13 protein-coding genes are annotated in these 16,542 nt (G+C 60.1%); 6 read left to right on the top strand and 7 right to left on the bottom strand.

The genetic code is table 11. From position 1 onward, the window contains the following. Positions 1–36: 36 nt before the first annotated feature. The 4 genes from nahK to ACYZT3_RS13230 all read right to left on the bottom strand — a co-directional run bounded on the left by nahK (position 37) and on the right by ACYZT3_RS13230 (position 6,305). The gene (gene nahK / locus ACYZT3_RS13245; protein ID WP_462032250.1) at positions 37–2,673 is read right to left on the bottom strand and encodes a hybrid sensor histidine kinase/response regulator NahK/ErcS'; all 2,637 of its coding nucleotides are present in this window, start codon (positions 2,671–2,673) and stop codon (positions 37–39) included. After that, positions 2,603–3,766 carry a nitric oxide-sensing protein NosP gene (gene nosP / locus ACYZT3_RS13240; protein WP_282382117.1) on the bottom strand — a complete coding sequence of 388 codons (1,164 nt, stop codon included), beginning with the start codon at positions 3,764–3,766 and terminating at the stop codon, positions 2,603–2,605. The genes nahK and nosP overlap by 71 nt, the downstream gene beginning before the upstream one ends. A 339-nt stretch (positions 3,767–4,105) precedes the next feature. After that, entirely contained in the window at positions 4,106–5,290 is a 1,185-nt protein-coding gene (locus ACYZT3_RS13235; RefSeq protein ID WP_462032249.1) for a porin, read from the bottom strand. Positions 5,291–5,498: 208 nt separating this feature from the next. Then, a complete protein-coding gene (locus ACYZT3_RS13230; RefSeq protein ID WP_282382112.1) occupies positions 5,499–6,305 on the bottom strand; it encodes a sulfite exporter TauE/SafE family protein in 807 nt (268 codons plus the stop codon). 162 nt (positions 6,306–6,467) lie between these two features. Here ACYZT3_RS13230 and ACYZT3_RS13225 point away from each other — a divergent pair, with 162 nt between their 5' ends. After that, positions 6,468–7,331, top strand: coding sequence for an MBL fold metallo-hydrolase (locus tag ACYZT3_RS13225; RefSeq protein WP_462032248.1), 864 nt, complete (start codon positions 6,468–6,470; stop codon positions 7,329–7,331). 148 nt (positions 7,332–7,479) lie between these two features. On the opposite strand, the gene bkdR is transcribed toward ACYZT3_RS13225, so the two are convergent. Beyond that, positions 7,480–7,968 carry a Bkd operon transcriptional regulator BkdR gene (gene bkdR / locus ACYZT3_RS13220; protein ID WP_017339472.1) on the bottom strand — a complete coding sequence of 163 codons (489 nt, stop codon included), beginning with the start codon at positions 7,966–7,968 and terminating at the stop codon, positions 7,480–7,482. 185 nt (positions 7,969–8,153) lie between these two features. Between bkdR and ACYZT3_RS13215 the strand changes: the two genes are divergently transcribed. From ACYZT3_RS13215 to ACYZT3_RS13195, 5 genes are all read left to right on the top strand, one after another. Next, a complete protein-coding gene (locus ACYZT3_RS13215) occupies positions 8,154–9,389 on the top strand; it encodes a thiamine pyrophosphate-dependent enzyme (RefSeq protein ID WP_462032247.1) in 1,236 nt (411 codons plus the stop codon). Between the two features lies 1 nt (position 9,390). Continuing rightward, positions 9,391–10,449: an alpha-ketoacid dehydrogenase subunit beta gene (locus tag ACYZT3_RS13210; protein ID WP_282382073.1), complete on the top strand. Its 1,059-nt coding sequence runs from the start codon at positions 9,391–9,393 to the stop codon at positions 10,447–10,449. After that, positions 10,450–11,724 carry a dihydrolipoamide acetyltransferase family protein gene (locus ACYZT3_RS13205; RefSeq protein ID WP_462032246.1) on the top strand — a complete coding sequence of 425 codons (1,275 nt, stop codon included), beginning with the start codon at positions 10,450–10,452 and terminating at the stop codon, positions 11,722–11,724. An 18-nt stretch (positions 11,725–11,742) separates the two neighbouring features. Next, positions 11,743–13,125, top strand: a complete 1,383-nt coding sequence (gene lpdA / locus ACYZT3_RS13200) for a dihydrolipoyl dehydrogenase (RefSeq protein ID WP_282382067.1) — start codon at positions 11,743–11,745, stop codon at positions 13,123–13,125. A 279-nt stretch (positions 13,126–13,404) separates the two neighbouring features. Beyond that, complete coding sequence (locus ACYZT3_RS13195; protein ID WP_282382065.1) at positions 13,405–14,424, top strand: branched-chain amino acid aminotransferase; 1,020 nt, start codon at positions 13,405–13,407, stop codon at positions 14,422–14,424. A 53-nt stretch (positions 14,425–14,477) separates the two neighbouring features. Here the strand turns inward: ACYZT3_RS13195 and ACYZT3_RS13190 are convergent, their stop codons facing one another. Continuing rightward, on the bottom strand, positions 14,478–15,320 hold the full coding sequence (locus tag ACYZT3_RS13190) for a TIGR03915 family putative DNA repair protein (RefSeq protein ID WP_282382062.1): 843 nt from the start codon (positions 15,318–15,320) through the stop codon (positions 14,478–14,480). After that, positions 15,317–16,537 (bottom strand): putative DNA modification/repair radical SAM protein, encoded by a 1,221-nt coding sequence (locus ACYZT3_RS13185; RefSeq protein WP_282382060.1) that lies wholly within the window; start codon positions 16,535–16,537, stop codon positions 15,317–15,319. The genes ACYZT3_RS13190 and ACYZT3_RS13185 overlap by 4 nt, the downstream gene beginning before the upstream one ends. Between the last annotated feature and the right edge of the window lie 5 nt (positions 16,538–16,542).

Raw genomic sequence — 16,542 nt, 5'->3', positions numbered from 1 at the left:
GCTTCGCCAGCTGCTACAGGTTCAGTCAGTCTCAAGTTATCGGGATAGGCCTAGGAGATGACTCATCGCCGTCTTCAGCTTCATCGGCCGCACCGGCTTGTGCATCAAGGTGTGCCCCAACTCACGGATCTGCAACTTGAGTTCGTTGCTGTAATTGGCGGTGATCATCATCGCCGGAATGGCCGAGCCGCGACGGGCGTTGATCCGGGCCACGGCATCGACGCCGTTCTGATCGTCATCCAGGTGATAGTCGGCGATCAGCAAGTCTGCTTCTTCGTGATAGTTGTCCACTTGCCGCGCCAGGTCCTCCTCGGACAGCGCCGTGACCACCAGACACCCCCACCCTTCGAGCAATGTGCGCATGCCGGCGCAAATGGCCGCGTCGTTATCCAGCACCCACACCCGCGCCCCACGCAGACGTTCAAGCATCGGTTCACTCATCAGCAGACTCGGCAGCGCCTTGGGTGCCGTAGCACTCAAGGGCACTTCGACGGAAAACATTGAGCCCTTGCCCGGCCACGAACGCACGTGAATGCGGTGTCCGAGAATCCCGGCAATCTTCTCCACGATCGCCAGGCCCAGACCTAACCCGCGATCCTGATCAGGACGCTGCACGTCACCGCGCTTGAACTCCTGAAAAATCTCTTCCAGACGGTTTTCGGCAATGCCCATGCCGCTGTCCCAGACCTCAATCGACAGGCGCTGGTGATGACGCCGGCAACCGAGCACCACACGACCGCTGTAGGTGTAGCGAATGGCGTTGCTCAACAGATTTCGCAGAATCCGCGCCAGCAACTGAATGTCGCTGCGCACCAGCGCGGAACACGGAATGAAATGCAGCTCAAGGCCTTCACTGCGAGCCACCTGGGTGTACTCGGCCGCGAGGTTTTCCAGCAGTTCGCTCAGGGCAAACGGCGCAATGTCGGCCTTGATCACCCCGGCATCCAGTTTGGAGATATCCACCAGGGTGCCCAGCAGGTTTTCCACGTCTTCCAGGGAATTGCTGACGTTACGCACCAAAATCGCATTGGCCACCGGTTCGCGTCGTTCCAGCAAAGCGCTGGTAAACAGCCGCGCGGCGTTCAGCGGTTGCAGCAAGTCGTGACTGACGGCGGCGAGAAACTTGGTCTTTGACAGGTTGGCCTGCTCGGCCTCGAGTTTGGCTTCGCGCAGGCGAGACTCCACGCGCCGACGCTCGTCGATCTCGCGCAGCAATTGGTCGTTGAGCGTCGTCAGTTCCGCCGTCCGCTCGCGCACCCGCAACTCAAGGTTCTGATAGGCCTGGTGCAGCGCCTCGGCGGTGCGGCGGCGCTCGGTGATGTCGCGGATCAACACGAAAATCCCCACCACTTCCCCGGTGGCCAGGCGATTAGGCACGTAGGAGCGCAGCATGTAGCGCTCCTGGTTGTTGATGTTGGTTTCGGCGAACTCGAACGTCACGCTCTCACCGGCCAACGCCCGAGCCACATAGGCTTCCAGGCGCTGGTAATGCTGTTCGCTGTGGACTTCGCGCAGGCTCTGCCCAAGCATCACGCCCCGAGGCCAGCAGTACCATTCTTCATACACCTTGTTGGTGAATTCGTAGACCAGATCGGCATTCAGGTAGGCAATCAGCGCCGGCACGTGGTCGGTGATCAGGCGAATCCAGCGCTCGCTTTCGCTCAGCGCTTCGGCGTGTTGGTAGCGTTCGGTGATGTCGGTGAAGGTATTGACGAAACCGCCGGTGGGCAATGGATGGGTGCGGATTTCCAGCACCCGGCCATCGTAGAGGCGCTGCTCGCATTCCTGCACGTGCCGCCCGTTTAGATCACGACTGGCCGGCGTCAGCAAGTGCAACTCGCTGTCGGCGATCACCTCGGCGAACTGCCGATGGGCCGCCACCGGCGCCAGGCCGCTCAGCTCGAGGAAACGTCGGTTCCACAGTTCCAGAATGCCCTCGGCGTTGACCATCGCCACCCCTTGGGAAAGGTTGTCGACCGCCCGTTGCAACAGATGCGATTTCTGCGCCACCGCCTGCTCGCGGCGCACGGTTTCGCTGAGTTTGACGTCGGTAATGTCGGTGAACAGGATCACCCGTCCGCCCTCTTGGGTGGGTCGTTCGCTGACTTGCAACCAGCGACCGTCCTGCAGGCGATACAGCAGATTTTCGTCGGCATGCCCGCGCGGTTCTTCGGTGAACAGCCCCGTGGCGGACATCAGCCGCTTGACCTCGGCCAGGCGCATGCCGGCGTTGATCCGCACCCGGCTGTTGCCCCAGAAAGCCTTGAAGCGGCTGTTGAACAGCACGATCCGCTGGTCCGCATCGAACAGCACAAACGCATCGGAAATGCTCTCGATGGCATCGATCAAATGCTGATGCGCGGTTTCCGCGCGCAGGCGCGCTTCGCTGAGCAAGTGATTGCCTGACTTGAGTTCAGCCATGGCCTGGTTCAAGGCGTCGGTGCGCTCACGCACCTGTTCGGCCAGCACCACCGAATGCTGGAACGCCGCGTAGGGGTCGTTGCCGCGAGTGATGCCGGACTCGATCCGCTCGATCAGCGCGCCATTGATGCGCTGCAGTTTGTGGTTGTCGCGCTGCAGGCTGGCGATCTGCGCTTGAAGCTCAGCGGTGTCCAGGGGACCGGCCTCGGGCAATGGCAACCCCGGTGAAGGTCTGGTTGATATGCATGCCATTGAACTGTTCTCCGTAGGTGTTGAAACCCATCACCCGTTGGTCACGCAAAAAAGCCCCTATCTGCTCCAGACTGCCGCCGTCTTCCAGTTCCAGACGCCTGAGAAAGCAATCGCAGCCGATGGTCAGCAGCAGATCGCCGAGGCGCTCCTGCAACCCTTCGAACAGCGTTTGCAGATTCGGCAGCATCGGGCCCGGCGTCATGACCGTGAGGACGATGCCGTTTTCCACTGCGCAGTAGAAACTCAGGCTCAGGTCTGGATGAACCTGCTGGATCGCCCGCACGTAATACTCATCGTTGATCCGTACGGCCAATGGGTGTGCGGCGAAGATCCGATGATCGAGCTCCGCTACCGGCACACCGATGTGCCGGGCATACTCTTCGGCGGCCGGCTCGGCATTGAGTTCAAAGACCCGGCGCGAGGCGCTGTCGGCGCCGGTGACCACCAGTTTTTCCGCCCTCGGCAAAATATGGTGAGTGGTGAACACCTCGAAATCCAGCCAGGTGTTGACCAGCACCACCACCGCCGCGCCGCTGTGGAACTCGCCATTAAAATAGACGTGGGTGTGGGTCAGGTAATTGTCGTCGCCGGCCGAACCGCCAAAATGCGGGATGTCACCCAGCGCCGCACTCAGGGCCGCGAGGACCATTTCTTCACGGCTGGACAAACCATCAAGCAGGGTCAGCGCGAAGCTGTTGCCCTTGATCGGTGCCTGGGTGTTGCTGCGACAGCCACTGACCAGTCGCTCGACCATTTGCTGGGCGTCGATCAGGCTGAAGCGCTCCATCTCGGAGATCAATTCGGCGTCGATGGAAAAATGCCGATGGTCCAAGCCCACCGCGGTCACGCAGTTGCGACCGTAGCCCAACGGCGTGATTTCCCCGGCGCTGGTGCAACCCACCAGGCGAATGCCACCGAAGCTTTGTTGCAAGGCCAGGCCCAGTGCCTGCAAGTCGTACTCGGCGGAACAGAAGAACAGCACAAATCCCAGATGCGGGTGCAACAACTGCCGCGCCAATTCCTGAGCAGCCTGCTGGGCATCGGTGGCCTGGGACATTGCACTGACAACACCTTCGTTCTGGACCTGCTGCATCGTCGCCTCCCGCAGGTGCGCATGTATGAGGCTCGAGTGTACGAAGCCTGAGGGTCGCGACGTATGCTACTTGGGTAGCGGGTAGCCGCTTCGATGGGATGAGAGTCTGTGCGACCGTTTCAAGGACAACTCAAATTCTGTAGCAGCTGTCGAGCCTGCGAGGCTGCGTTCGGCTGCGAAGCAGTCGCAAAACCTGAGTGCGAGGTTTTCCTGAAACATCGCATTGTCTGATTTCACGACTGCTTCGCAGCCGAACGCTGCCTCGCGGTGCTCGACAGCTGCTACAGATCGGGTAATGGCTAGTCGAAAGGCATCAGGGCCATCTCCTTCGCCAAGGGATTACCAGGTCAGCACCGCCCCCACCGCAAAGGTGTCGGTGTCTTCGTTCTGGTCGCTGGTGTCGTGGCCGTTGATTGCGAACTGGTTGTACTCGGCCACCAGCTTGAGGTTGTCGTTGACGTCATGGAACAGCGCAATGCCGCGCGTCTCGTAGTCCGCGCCGCTGCCGACCACGCCATTGCCGTCGTCGTTGGTCTTGCCGTAAGACAAGGCCAGTCGGTTCTTGCCGAGTTTGTAGGAGCCCTGCAGCAAGTAACCGTCACTGTCGACGTTGCGCAGGGTCGGTTCACCGGCGTTGTTGGTGAAGAACGGGTTGATGCCCTTGGCCTGGAAACCGGAGCCGGTAAGAGACAGCCCACCCATCTTCGCTTGCACACCGTAGCCGACACCTTTGGAGGTGATGGACTGGACAGTGGAGTCGGTATTGTCGGAAGTCTGGTAGCTGCCGTTGACCCAGCTGTAGATCTTCGCCCCGGCAACGTCGAACTGATAGGTGATCTCGCTCTCGGTGCGCGGGTTCTCCTGATAGGCCTTGCCCAATGGACTGCTGTCGTTGGTGTCCACCGGGTCCATGATCCCCACCGCCACCCGCAAGCCCTCCATCACCGGCGTGCGATAGGTAATCTGCGACGTAGGGAACGGGTATGGATAACCCGTGCCGATGTTGCCGAACGACACCCCGCCACCGTCCACCAGCCCCAGGGAATCGCTGACCTGGCCGTAACCGGTGAGCATTTCATCCAGCAGGATGTTGGAGCGGGCGAACAGGCCAAAGTCCTTGCCGATCAACACCTCACCCCACTCAGGATTAGCCACGGTGCCGTAGAACTGCCGCACATCGATGGCGGTGTCGGTGCCGTTGGTTTCGCTGTCGTTGATGGTCACCCAGAACGAAGTCCGGGCACCGAGCTTGAGGTCATCGATCTGCTTGCTCATGTTGAAGCCCAGGTAGTTGGGCAAAAAGCCCATCTTCACACGCGCCTGTTTGCGGTCGAACTGGTCGCCGGCACGGTCCACATCGCTGTTCACATAGAAGGCGTTGATGTAGCCATCGGTGGAAAACGTGGTCTGGTCCTTGTCGTACAGCATGATCTCGGCTTCGGCCATCGAGCTCAAACCGAGGGTCGACAGGCTGGCGATGAAGACAGGCAAGAAACGATGCTTGATGTTCTTATTGTTGTGCATGACGCGCTCCGCAGCGGGGGACTGGATGTCGGAGGCGATTATCGAAAGCTGACCGGCGGCGTCATACGCTGCCTTGGAGGCGGTTTTGAAGTGCTTTGGAGTGGCAGGTCATGCGCGGCAAGTTCGGTGTAAGACCGCGCGTCGGCAGGCTCGGAACTTAGGGAGTACGCCTGCAGAACGGACTGGCGTCCACAAGCACCGGTACTGGCTAGACGCCCGCTCTAAACAGCATGTAAGCGGCGACCACGACACAGATGCTGGCGAAGCCGATCTGCAATCCCCGGGCCGGTAATCGCGCGCAAAGCCTGCGGCCGATGATCATGCCAACGATGCTCGCGACGATAAACGCCATGCCCACACCGTCAATTCGCACCCCGGCCTGAAACGCGCCGATCACGCCGATGGCGGAAATAAGGCTGATCACCATCAAGGAGGTGGCGACGATTCCACGCATCTGCACATCGGTCAGCTGCTTGAACGCCGGAACGATCAAGAAGCCACCGCCCACCCCGAGCAGCCCGGAGACAACCCCGGTCACCGCGCCCAGTGCCGCGAGGGTCGCGGTGCACTTGGCGGTCCAGGAAAAGCGCCCGGTCTGCTGATCGAGCATGCAGTTTTTCTGGCCCCAGTTGGCGTGGCCGTGGTCGCTTGGACCTTCTTCCTGGCGCTCACGACGCAGCATCCGCCAGGCCACCATGACCATCAGCAGACTGAACAGAATCATCAGGATTTTTTCCGGCAACTGATGGGCGAAGTAGATGCCTACCGGCGAAAAAATCGCCCCCAGCAATGCGATCAGCATCGCGGCGCGATAGCGTACCAAACCATGACGCAAACCATCGATGGCGCCGACTGCCGCGGCACTGCCCACCGCAAACAGAGCGACCGGCGCGGCCTGGGTCATGGTCAAACCCAACCCCAGCACCAGGGCTGGCACCGCAAGAATGCCGCCGCCAGCGCCGGTCAATCCCAGGACCAGTCCCATCACCACGCCAAAAAAACTTGCCAGCAACATAAAACGCTCGTGATCCGCGGAATAAAGCCGGGAACGCCCGGTATCGATGACAGACAGGATAGAGCCCGCACAGCTTTTTTCCTTCTTTGAATTGACTGAGGGCTGGTCAGCGCAGGGAAAATGAAACTACCCTCATGGCTTATCCAGTAAGAAACGGCCACCATGCCCGCCTTGATTGAAGCTTTTTTAGACCCTGCCTCGTCGACCTACAGTTACGTGATCTACGAAGCCGATGGCGGGCACTGCGCGATCGTCGACCCGGTGCTCGACTACGACCCGGCCGCTGGGCGAACCGCCACCGTCCAGGCCGACAGGATCATCGCCTTCGTTCGCGACCACCAGTTACACGTGCAATGGCTGCTGGAAACCCACGCCCATGCCGATCACCTGTCTGCCGCGCCGTATCTGCGTCGGGAATTGGGGGGCGAGATTGCTATTGGTCAGTCGATCAGCAAGGTTCAGGGCGTGTTCAAAACCCTGTTCAACCTTGAGCCGGAGTTTCGCAGTGACGGTTCGCAATTCGACCATCTGTTCGCGCCGGACGAATCGTTCAGGATCGGCAACCTCAAGGCCACGGCCCTGCATGTTCCCGGGCACACGCCAGCGGACATGGCCTATCTGATCGACAGCGATGTGATTCTGGTGGGCGATACATTGTTCATGCCGGACGTGGGCACCGCTCGTTGCGATTTTCCCGGCGGCAACGCCAACCAGATGTTCGCCTCGATTCGCAAACTGCTGGCCTTCCCTGCCAGCGTGCAACTCTATGTCTGCCACGATTACCCGCCCGAGGGTCGCGAACCTCAGTGCATGAGCACGGTGGGCGAGCAGCGTAAAAGCAACATTCACATCCATGACGGTATCGACGAAGCCGCGTTCGTCGCCATGCGCACTCAGCGTGATGCGGGGCTGGGCATGCCGACGCTGTTGCTGCCCGCGATTCAGGTGAATGTGCGTGCGGGGAATTTGCCGCCGGCGGAAGACAATGGCGTGACCTACCTGAAAATCCCTCTGAATAAACTTTAACGATCGAACACTTAACCCGTAGCAGCTGTCGAGCACCGCGAGGCTGCGTCCGCGGTTTACCTGAAGGAACTCGGTTGTAGGGTCTGCGACTGCTACGCAGCCGGACGCTGCCTCGCGGTGCTCGACAGCTGCTACAGAGGCTTTGCATTTAGTTGGCGAGGGTTAACCCATTCGCTGGCAACGGCAGCGCGGTTTTATAGCGCACCTGCTTGAGCGCAAAGCTCGAACGGATGTTCGCGACCCCGGGCACCTTGGTCAAAAAATCCATCATGAAGCGCTCAAGCGACTGAATGGTCGGCACCAGCACCCGAATCAAATAGTCCGGGTCGCCGGCCATCAAATAGCACTCCATCACTTCCGGGCGATCCGAGATCGCCTCTTCAAAATGCTGCAGCGCCTCCTCCACCTGTTTCTCCAGGCTCACATGAATGAACACATTCACGTGCAGCCCCAACAGGTCGGCATCCAACAGCGTCACCTGCTCACGAATCAACCCCAATTCTTCCATCGCCTTGACCCGGTTGAAGCACGGCGTCGGCGACAGATTGACCGAGCGTGCAAGGTCGGCGTTGGTGATGCGCGCGTTCTCCTGAAGGCTGTTCAAAATGCCGATATCGGTACGGTCCAGTTTGCGCATGAGACAAAACCACCTGTTTTTTATGTTTATGAAGATTTTTTATCCTCAAATGATCCGAAGCGCAACGAAACAGAGATAAATATTCTTCTTGGCCGGGACTATGATTGTTGTAGGACAAGATTTCTTCCACAGAAGAATGACAGTCAGCTCACTACAAGAAATTCACAAGATCGAGCGTAGAAGCCATGAACCAAGCGTACGAACCGCTGCGTCTGCACGTTCCCGAACCTTCGGGCCGCCCCGGCTGCAAAACCGACTTCTCCTACCTGCGTCTGACCGACGCCGGCACGGTGCGCAAACCCCCAATCGACGTTGAACCGGCCGACACGGCCGACCTGGCCAAGGGCCTGATTCGCGTGCTCGATGACGAGGGCAATGCCCTCGGTCCATGGGCCGAAGGCGTACCGGTCGAGATCCTGCGAAAAGGCATGCGCGCCATGCTCAAGACGCGGATCTTCGACAACCGCATGGTGGTCGCCCAGCGTCAGAAAAAAATGTCGTTCTACATGCAAAGCCTTGGCGAAGAAGCCATCGGCAGCGCCCAGGCCCTGGCCTTGAACATCGACGACATGTGCTTCCCCACCTACCGTCAGCAAAGCATTCTGATGGCCCGCGAAGTGCCGCTGGTGGACCTGATCTGCCAATTGCTGTCCAACGAGCGCGATCCGCTCAAGGGCCGTCAGCTGCCAATCATGTACTCGGTGCGCGATCACGGCTTCTTCACCATCTCCGGCAACCTCGCCACCCAATTCGTACAAGGCGTGGGCTGGGGCATGGCCTCGGCGATCAAGGGCGACACCAAAATCGCCTCGGCATGGATCGGCGACGGTGCCACTGCTGAATCCGACTTCCACACCGCCCTCACCTTCGCCCACGTTTACCGTGCGCCGGTGATCCTCAATGTGGTCAACAACCAGTGGGCGATCTCCACGTTCCAGGCCATTGCCGGTGGTGAAGCCACCACGTTTGCCGGACGTGGCGTCGGTTGCGGCATTGCCTCCCTGCGGGTCGATGGCAACGATTTCGTCGCGGTCTACGCCGCTTCTGCCTGGGCTGCTGAACGCGCCCGCCGCAACCTCGGCCCGACCATGATCGAATGGGTCACCTACCGTGCCGGCCCGCACTCGACGTCCGATGATCCGTCCAAATACCGTCCTGCCGACGACTGGAGCTACTTCCCGTTGGGCGACCCGATTACGCGCCTCAAGCAGCACCTGGTGAAAATCGGTCAGTGGTCCGAAGAGGAACACGTCGCCGTCAGCGCCGAGCTGGAAGCCGAAGTGATCGCCGCGCAGAAAGAAGCCGAACAATACGGCACCCTCGCCGGCGGCCAGATTCCAAGCGCCGCAACCATGTTCGAAGACGTCTACAAAGAGATGCCGGAACACTTGAAGCGCCAGCGTCAAGAGTTGGGGATCTGACATGAACGATCACAACAATAAAATCGAGTTGGAAACCGCCATGACCACCACCACCATGACCATGATCCAGGCCCTGCGCTCGGCCATGGATGTGATGCTTGAGCGTGACGACAACGTCGTGGTGTTCGGCCAGGACGTCGGCTACTTCGGCGGCGTGTTCCGTTGCACCGAAGGCCTGCAGAACAAGTACGGCACCTCCCGGGTGTTCGATGCACCGATTTCCGAAAGCGGCATCGTCGGTGTGGCCGTGGGCATGGGCGCTTACGGTCTGCGGCCAGTGGCCGAGATCCAGTTCGCCGATTACGTTTACCCGGCGTCGGACCAGATCATTTCCGAAGCCGCTCGGCTGCGTTATCGCTCGGCCGGCGAGTTCACCGCCCCGATGACCCTGCGCATGCCTTGCGGCGGCGGCATCTACGGCGGCCAGACCCACAGCCAGAGCATCGAGGCGATGTTCACCCAGGTCTGCGGTTTGCGCACCGTGATGCCTTCCAACCCTTACGACGCCAAAGGCTTGTTGATCGCTTCCATCGAAAACGATGACCCGGTGATCTTCCTCGAGCCAAAACGCCTGTACAACGGCCCGTTCGACGGCCACCACGAACGCCCGGTTACCCCGTGGTCGAAACACCCCGCCGCGCAAGTGCCGGACGGTTACTACACCGTGCCGCTGGACGTGGCCGCCATCGCGCGTCCCGGCAAGGACGTGACCATCCTGACTTACGGCACCACCGTTTATGTGTCGCAAGTCGCGGCTGAAGAAACCGGCATCGACGCTGAAGTCATCGACCTGCGCAGCCTGTGGCCGTTGGACCTGGACACCATCGTCAAGTCAGTGAAGAAAACCGGACGTTGCGTGATCGTTCACGAAGCGACCCGCACGTGCGGTTTCGGTGCCGAACTGGTCGCCCTGGTGCAAGAGCACTGCTTCCACTACCTGGAAGCGCCTATCGAGCGCGTCACCGGTTGGGACACTCCCTACCCGCACGCACAAGAGTGGGCGTATTTCCCTGGCCCGACCCGAGTGGGCGCGGCTTTGCATCGGGTTATGGAGGTCTGAATGGGCACGCACGTTATTAAGATGCCGGACATTGGTGAAGGCATTGCAGAAGTTGAATTGTCGGTATGGCACGTCAAAGTCGGCGACATGGTCGTCGAAGATCAGGTACTGGCTGATGTCATGACTGACAAGGCGATGGTCGACATTCCGTCACCGGTTCACGGCAAAGTGATCGCGCTGGGCGGTGTGCCGGGCGAAGTCATGGCCGTCGGCAGCATTCTGATCAGCATCGAAGTTGAAGGCGCGGGCAACGTTAAAGAGTCCGCTCAACCGGCAGCCGCTGCCGTGAAAGAAGTGCCGGTTGCGGCATCGAAAGCTGAAGCTGCTGTAGTCAGCAAACCGGTTGCAGCGCCTCGTCCGGCTGCCGTGTGCCAAGGTCCGATGGTCGCTCGCGAGGCCGATGAGCGCCCGCTGGCCTCCCCGGCAGTGCGCAAGCATGCGCTGGATCTCGGCATCCAGTTGCGTCTGGTGCGTGGCACCGGCCCTGCCGGGCGGGTGCTGCACGAAGACCTCGACGCTTATCTGGCGCAAGGTCAACAACCGCAATCGACCGTTGCCGCCGCTTACGCCCAGCGTAACGATGAAGAACAAATCCCGGTCATCGGCATGCGCCGCAAAATCGCCCAGCGCATGCAGGACGCCACTCAGCGTGCCGCTCACTTCAGTTATGTCGAAGAAATCGACGTTACCGCCGTGGAAGAACTGCGCGCGCACCTGAACGAAAAACACGGCGCGACCCGTGGCAAGTTGACCTTGCTGCCGTTCCTGGTCCGCGCGCTGGTCGTCGCCCTGCGAGATTTCCCGCAGATCAACGCCCGTTACGACGACGAAGCCCAGATCATCACCCGCCTCGGCGCGGTGCACGTGGGCATCGCCACACAAGCCGACATCGGTTTGATGGTGCCGGTCGTACGTCACGCCGAAGCCCGCAGCTTGTGGGACAGCGCGACCGAAATCTCCCGTTTGGCCACCGCAGCCCGAAATGGCAAGGCCAGCCGCGATGAACTGTCCGGCTCGAGCATCACCCTGACCAGCCTCGGCGCTTTGGGCGGGATCGTCAGCACGCCGGTACTGAACCTGCCGGAAGTGGCGATCGTCGGTGTCAACAAAATCGTCGAACGCCCAATGGTGGTGAAAGGCCAGATTGTGATCCGCAAGATGATGAACCTTTCCAGCTCCTTCGATCACCGCGTGGTCGATGGCATGGACGCGGCGCAATTCATCCAGGCCATTCGCGGCTTGCTCGAACAACCCGCCACGCTGTTTGTGGAATAAGCATTTGTGGAGCAAGGCATGCAAACTCTGAACACTACGCTGCTGATCATCGGCGGCGGCCCTGGCGGTTATGTGACGGCGATTCGTGCCGGTCAGCTGGGCATTTCGACCATTCTGGTGGAAGGCGAATCACTGGGTGGTACGTGCCTGAATATCGGCTGCATTCCGTCGAAGGCGTTGATTCACGTGGCTGAACAGTTCCACCAGACGCAGCACCACAGCCAGCACTCGGCGCTGGGCATCAGCGTGTCGGCGCCGACGCTGGACATCGGCAAAAGCGTCGAGTGGAAGGACGGCATCGTCGATCGCCTGACCACCGGCGTTTCGGCGCTGATGAAGAAGCACAAGATCCAGGTCATAAAAGGTTGGGCGAACGTCATCGACGGCAAAACCGTCGACGTCGGCGACACGCGGATTCAGTGCGAGCACCTGGTGCTGGCCACCGGTTCAAAAAGCGTGAACTTGCCGATGTTGCCGATTGGCGGGCCGATCATCTCCTCCACCGAAGCCCTGGCGCCGACGTCCGTGCCGAAACGGCTGGTCGTGGTCGGTGGCGGTTACATCGGTCTGGAGCTGGGGATTGCCTATCGCAAGCTCGGCGCCGAGGTCAGCGTGGTCGAGGCTCAGGATCGTATCCTGCCGGCCTACGACGCTGAACTGACGCAGCCTGTGCATGACGAACTGAAAAAACTTGGCGTGAAGCTTTACTTGAAGCATAGCGTTCAAGGCTTTGATTCTGCAGGCAATACACTGCAGGTTCTTGACCCGAATGGCGACACCCTGAACCTGGAAAGCGATCAGATACTGGTGGCCGTCGGTCGCAAACCGAACACTCAGGGCTGGAACCTTGAAGCGCTGAACCTGGACATGAACGGCTCGGCGATCAAGATCGACAACCGCTGCCAGACCAGCATGCGCAACGTGTATGCCATCGGCGACCTGAGCGGCGAACCGATGCTCGCCCACCGGGCCATGGCTCAGGGCGAAATGGTTGCAGAACTGATCAGCGGTAAATCCCGTGAGTTCAACCCAACTGCGATTGCCGCCGTGTGCTTTACCGACCCGGAACTGGTGGTGGTCGGCAAGACCCCGGACGACGTCAAGGCTGCTGGCCTGGACTGCATTGTGTCGAGTTTCCCGTTCGCGGCCAATGGCCGGGCGATGACCCTGGAGTCCAAAAGCGGCTTCGTGCGGGTCGTGGCGCGGCGTGACAATCATGTGATTGTCGGCTGGCAGGCAGTCGGGGTGGGCGTGTCGGAATTGTCGACCGCGTTCGGTCAGAGCCTGGAAATGGGCGCTCGGCTGGAAGACATCGCCGGCACCATCCACGCGCATCCGACGCTCGGCGAGGCGGTGCAGGAAGCGGCGTTGCGTGCCCTCGGTCACGCGTTGCACCTCTAAAACCGGACGCATAACCCTGTAGCAGCTGACGAGCACCGCGAGGCAGCGTTCGGCGACGAAGTCGTCGTAATCTGCCTGACGCGGTCTCCCTGAAAGAATGCGATGGCCGGTTTTGCGACGGCTGCGCCGCCGAACGCTGCCTCGCGGTGCTCGTCAGCTGCTACAGGGATCGTAATCTGGGCTGCGAAATGCGCTCGGAATGAAGTATTGTTGTCCCCATCCAGAAAAACGTCAGAAGCCTTGAACCGTTTCGGCGGTCGTTAAGTGATAGAGGGTGTCATGGGTAACGAAAGCATCAATTGGGACAAGTTGGGTTTTGACTACATCAAGACAGACAAGCGCTATCTGTCGCACTGGCGTAATGGCGAGTGGGACAAAGGCACCCTGACCGAAGACAATGTGCTGCACATCAGCGAAGGTTCCACTGCCCTTCACTATGGCCAGCAATGCTTCGAAGGCCTGAAGGCCTATCGTTGCAAGGACGGTTCGATCAACCTGTTTCGCCCGGATCAGAACGCCGCACGCATGCAACGCAGTTGCGCGCGCCTGCTGATGCCGTTCGTGGAAACCGAGCAGTTCATCGATGCCTGTAAAGAAGTAGTCCGCGCCAACGAACGTTTCATCCCGCCTTACGGCACCGGCGGTGCGCTGTACCTGCGTCCGTTCGTGATCGGCGTGGGTGACAACATCGGCGTGCGTACCGCACCCGAGTTCATCTTCTCGATCTTCTGCATCCCGGTCGGCGCCTACTTCAAGGGCGGCCTGACCCCGCACAAGTTCCTGATCTCCAGCTACGACCGCGCCGCCCCACAAGGCACCGGTGCGGCCAAGGTCGGTGGCAACTACGCGGCCAGCCTGATGCCAGGTTCCCAAGCCAAGAAAGCCCACTTCGCCGACTGCATCTACCTGGACCCGATGACCCACACGAAAATCGAAGAAGTCGGTTCGGCCAACTTCTTCGGGATCACCCACGACAACAAGTTCGTCACCCCGAACTCGCCGTCGGTACTGCCGGGTATTACTCGTCTGTCGTTGATCGAGCTGGCAAAATCGCGTCTGGGCCTGGAAGTGGTCGAAGGTGACGTGTTCATCGACAAGCTGTCCGACTTCAAGGAAGCCGGCGCTTGCGGTACTGCCGCGGTGATCACACCGATCGGCGGCATCAGCTACAACGACAAACTGCACGTGTTCCACAGCGAAACTGAAGTCGGCCCGGTCACCCAGAAGCTCTACAAAGAGCTGACCGGTGTACAGACTGGCGACGTCGAGGCGCCAGCGGGTTGGATCGTCAAAGTTTGATCTGACGTCCGCTGCAATGAAGCCCTCCATCGCATTGGCGATGGGGGGCTTTTTTATGAGCCTTGGCTACGTTCGCCCTCTCCCAGCGCAATGCGCTTGCCGCCCCTGCCCTTGATGCCGCTGGCCTGACCGTCCTGTTGCTTGCCGGTCCGTGCCTGAGTGATCAACCCCGGAATCAACGCGCCTTCAGGCAGGTTTTTCCAGAACCGCGCCGGCAAATGCCCCTGCATGACTTTCGGGTTCAACCGCGCCGGATTAAAGATGTGGCGGTAGTAGGTCAACCACATCTCGCCGTGCGGGTCGTCGACATTTCGCGCCAGCTGCTGCCATTCAACCGGGCATTGCCGTTGGTGAATCAACTGCTCGCCATCGTAGTACACCCCGTCTCGAGGCGTGGCGATCAGCCAGCGGTGACGGCCCATTCGGCCGATGAAGTGTTCACTGGCGCTGTGCAGGATGTCATGGGCCGGTTCATACCAGGCAACGTATTGCGGACCCTCATTTTCAGGCATCGCGACAAACCGGACGAATGCATGTAAATGATGAGATTCACGTTGTATCTGTTTGATTCGCCTCTGAAATTCACTGCCGAGTTTGTCACCCGCGAGCATTGCCGTGCGATCGCCGTGACTAACCCGCCACAGCACCTCGTACAACAGACTCCAACGCTGATCGCCTCGATAACGGGCGGCGCGCTCAAGGGTGTCCAACAGCGCTCTGGGAACTCGTGCCTGATACGGCCCCTGCGTTTTGGGCAGTACATCGTCACTGGCGAACAGGTCTGCCACACCTTCACTGGCCCAGCCCACCCAACTCGGATCGACCTCATGACTGAGCAACCAACGCGCCTGCTGACGCCAGGTGTCGAACAGGTCGTCGCAGTCCAGATTAATCATCCCCACAATCCCATTTGCTGCGGTTGCGGACGGTCGCGCAGTTGCTGATACAGCAGATGACTGGTGACCTCGGCCTGCTGCGGGTGGTAATCACTGGTGATGAAGAACGGCTTGGCCTTGGCCAGTACGCAGCGCATCCGTGCCAGATCCTCATAACGAATGCGTCGCTGCTGACGCAGTTCCACCAGACGCTCGGTGGTCCGAAGGCCGATGCCGGGAATTCGGGCGATCAGCGACGCCTCGGCGCGATTGAGATCCAGCGGGAAAACCTCACGATTTTCCAGTGCCCAAGCCAGTTTCGGGTCGATGTCGAGCGCGAGATGTCCCGGCCCCTGGAACAATTCGCCCGCCGTGAAGCCGTAGCTGCGCAGTAAGAAGTCAGCTTGGTACAGACGGTGCTCGCGCATCAGCGGCGGCGCGGCCAGCGGCACGCTCTTCGGGCTATTGGGGATCGGACTGAACGCGGAGTAATAGACCCGACGCAAACGGAAGTTGCCGTACAGCGCCTGGGCACTGTGAAGAATGGTGCTGTCGTCGGTGTCATCGGCGCCAACGATCATCTGCGTGCTCTGCCCGGCCGGGGCAAATTTCGGCGCGCGCGGTTCGTTGAGCACCGTTTGCTCGCCGGTGTAGATCGTCTGCATCGCTTGCTTGATCGAGCCCAGGTGTTTTTCCGGGGCCAGTGTTTGCAGACTTTCGTCGGTGGGCAACTCGATGTTGACGCTCAAGCGATCGGCATAACGCCCCGCTTCCTCGATCAGCGCAGGGTCGGCTTCGGGAATGGTCTTGAGGTGGATGTAACCGCGAAACTCATGGTCTTCGCGCAACAGCTTGGCCACGCGAATCAGCTGCTCCATGGTGTAATCCGCCGATCGAATGATCCCGGAGCTGAGAAACAGCCCGCTAACGCAGTTGCGCCGGTAGAAATCCATGGTCAGCGTCACCACTTCTTCCGGCGTGAAGCGGGCGCGGGGCACGTCGCTGGAGCGTCTATTGACGCAGTATTGACAGTCGTAGAGACAGAAGTTGGTCAGCAGAATTTTCAGCAACGAAACGCAACGTCCGTCTGGCGTATAGCTGTGACAGATGCCCATGCCATCGGTCGAACCCAGCCCGCTCTTTCCCTCGGAGCTGCGCTTCGGCGCGCCGCTGCTGGCGCATGAGGCGTCGTACTTGGCGGCGTCTGCGAGAATGCTGAGCTTGTCGATGAGTTCCATGGGGC

The sequence above is a fragment of the Pseudomonas sp. MDT1-16 genome (genome assembly GCF_054898115.1).
The sequence above is the reverse complement of the archived record's forward strand: the minus strand, read 5'-3'. Positions and strand labels throughout refer to the sequence as shown.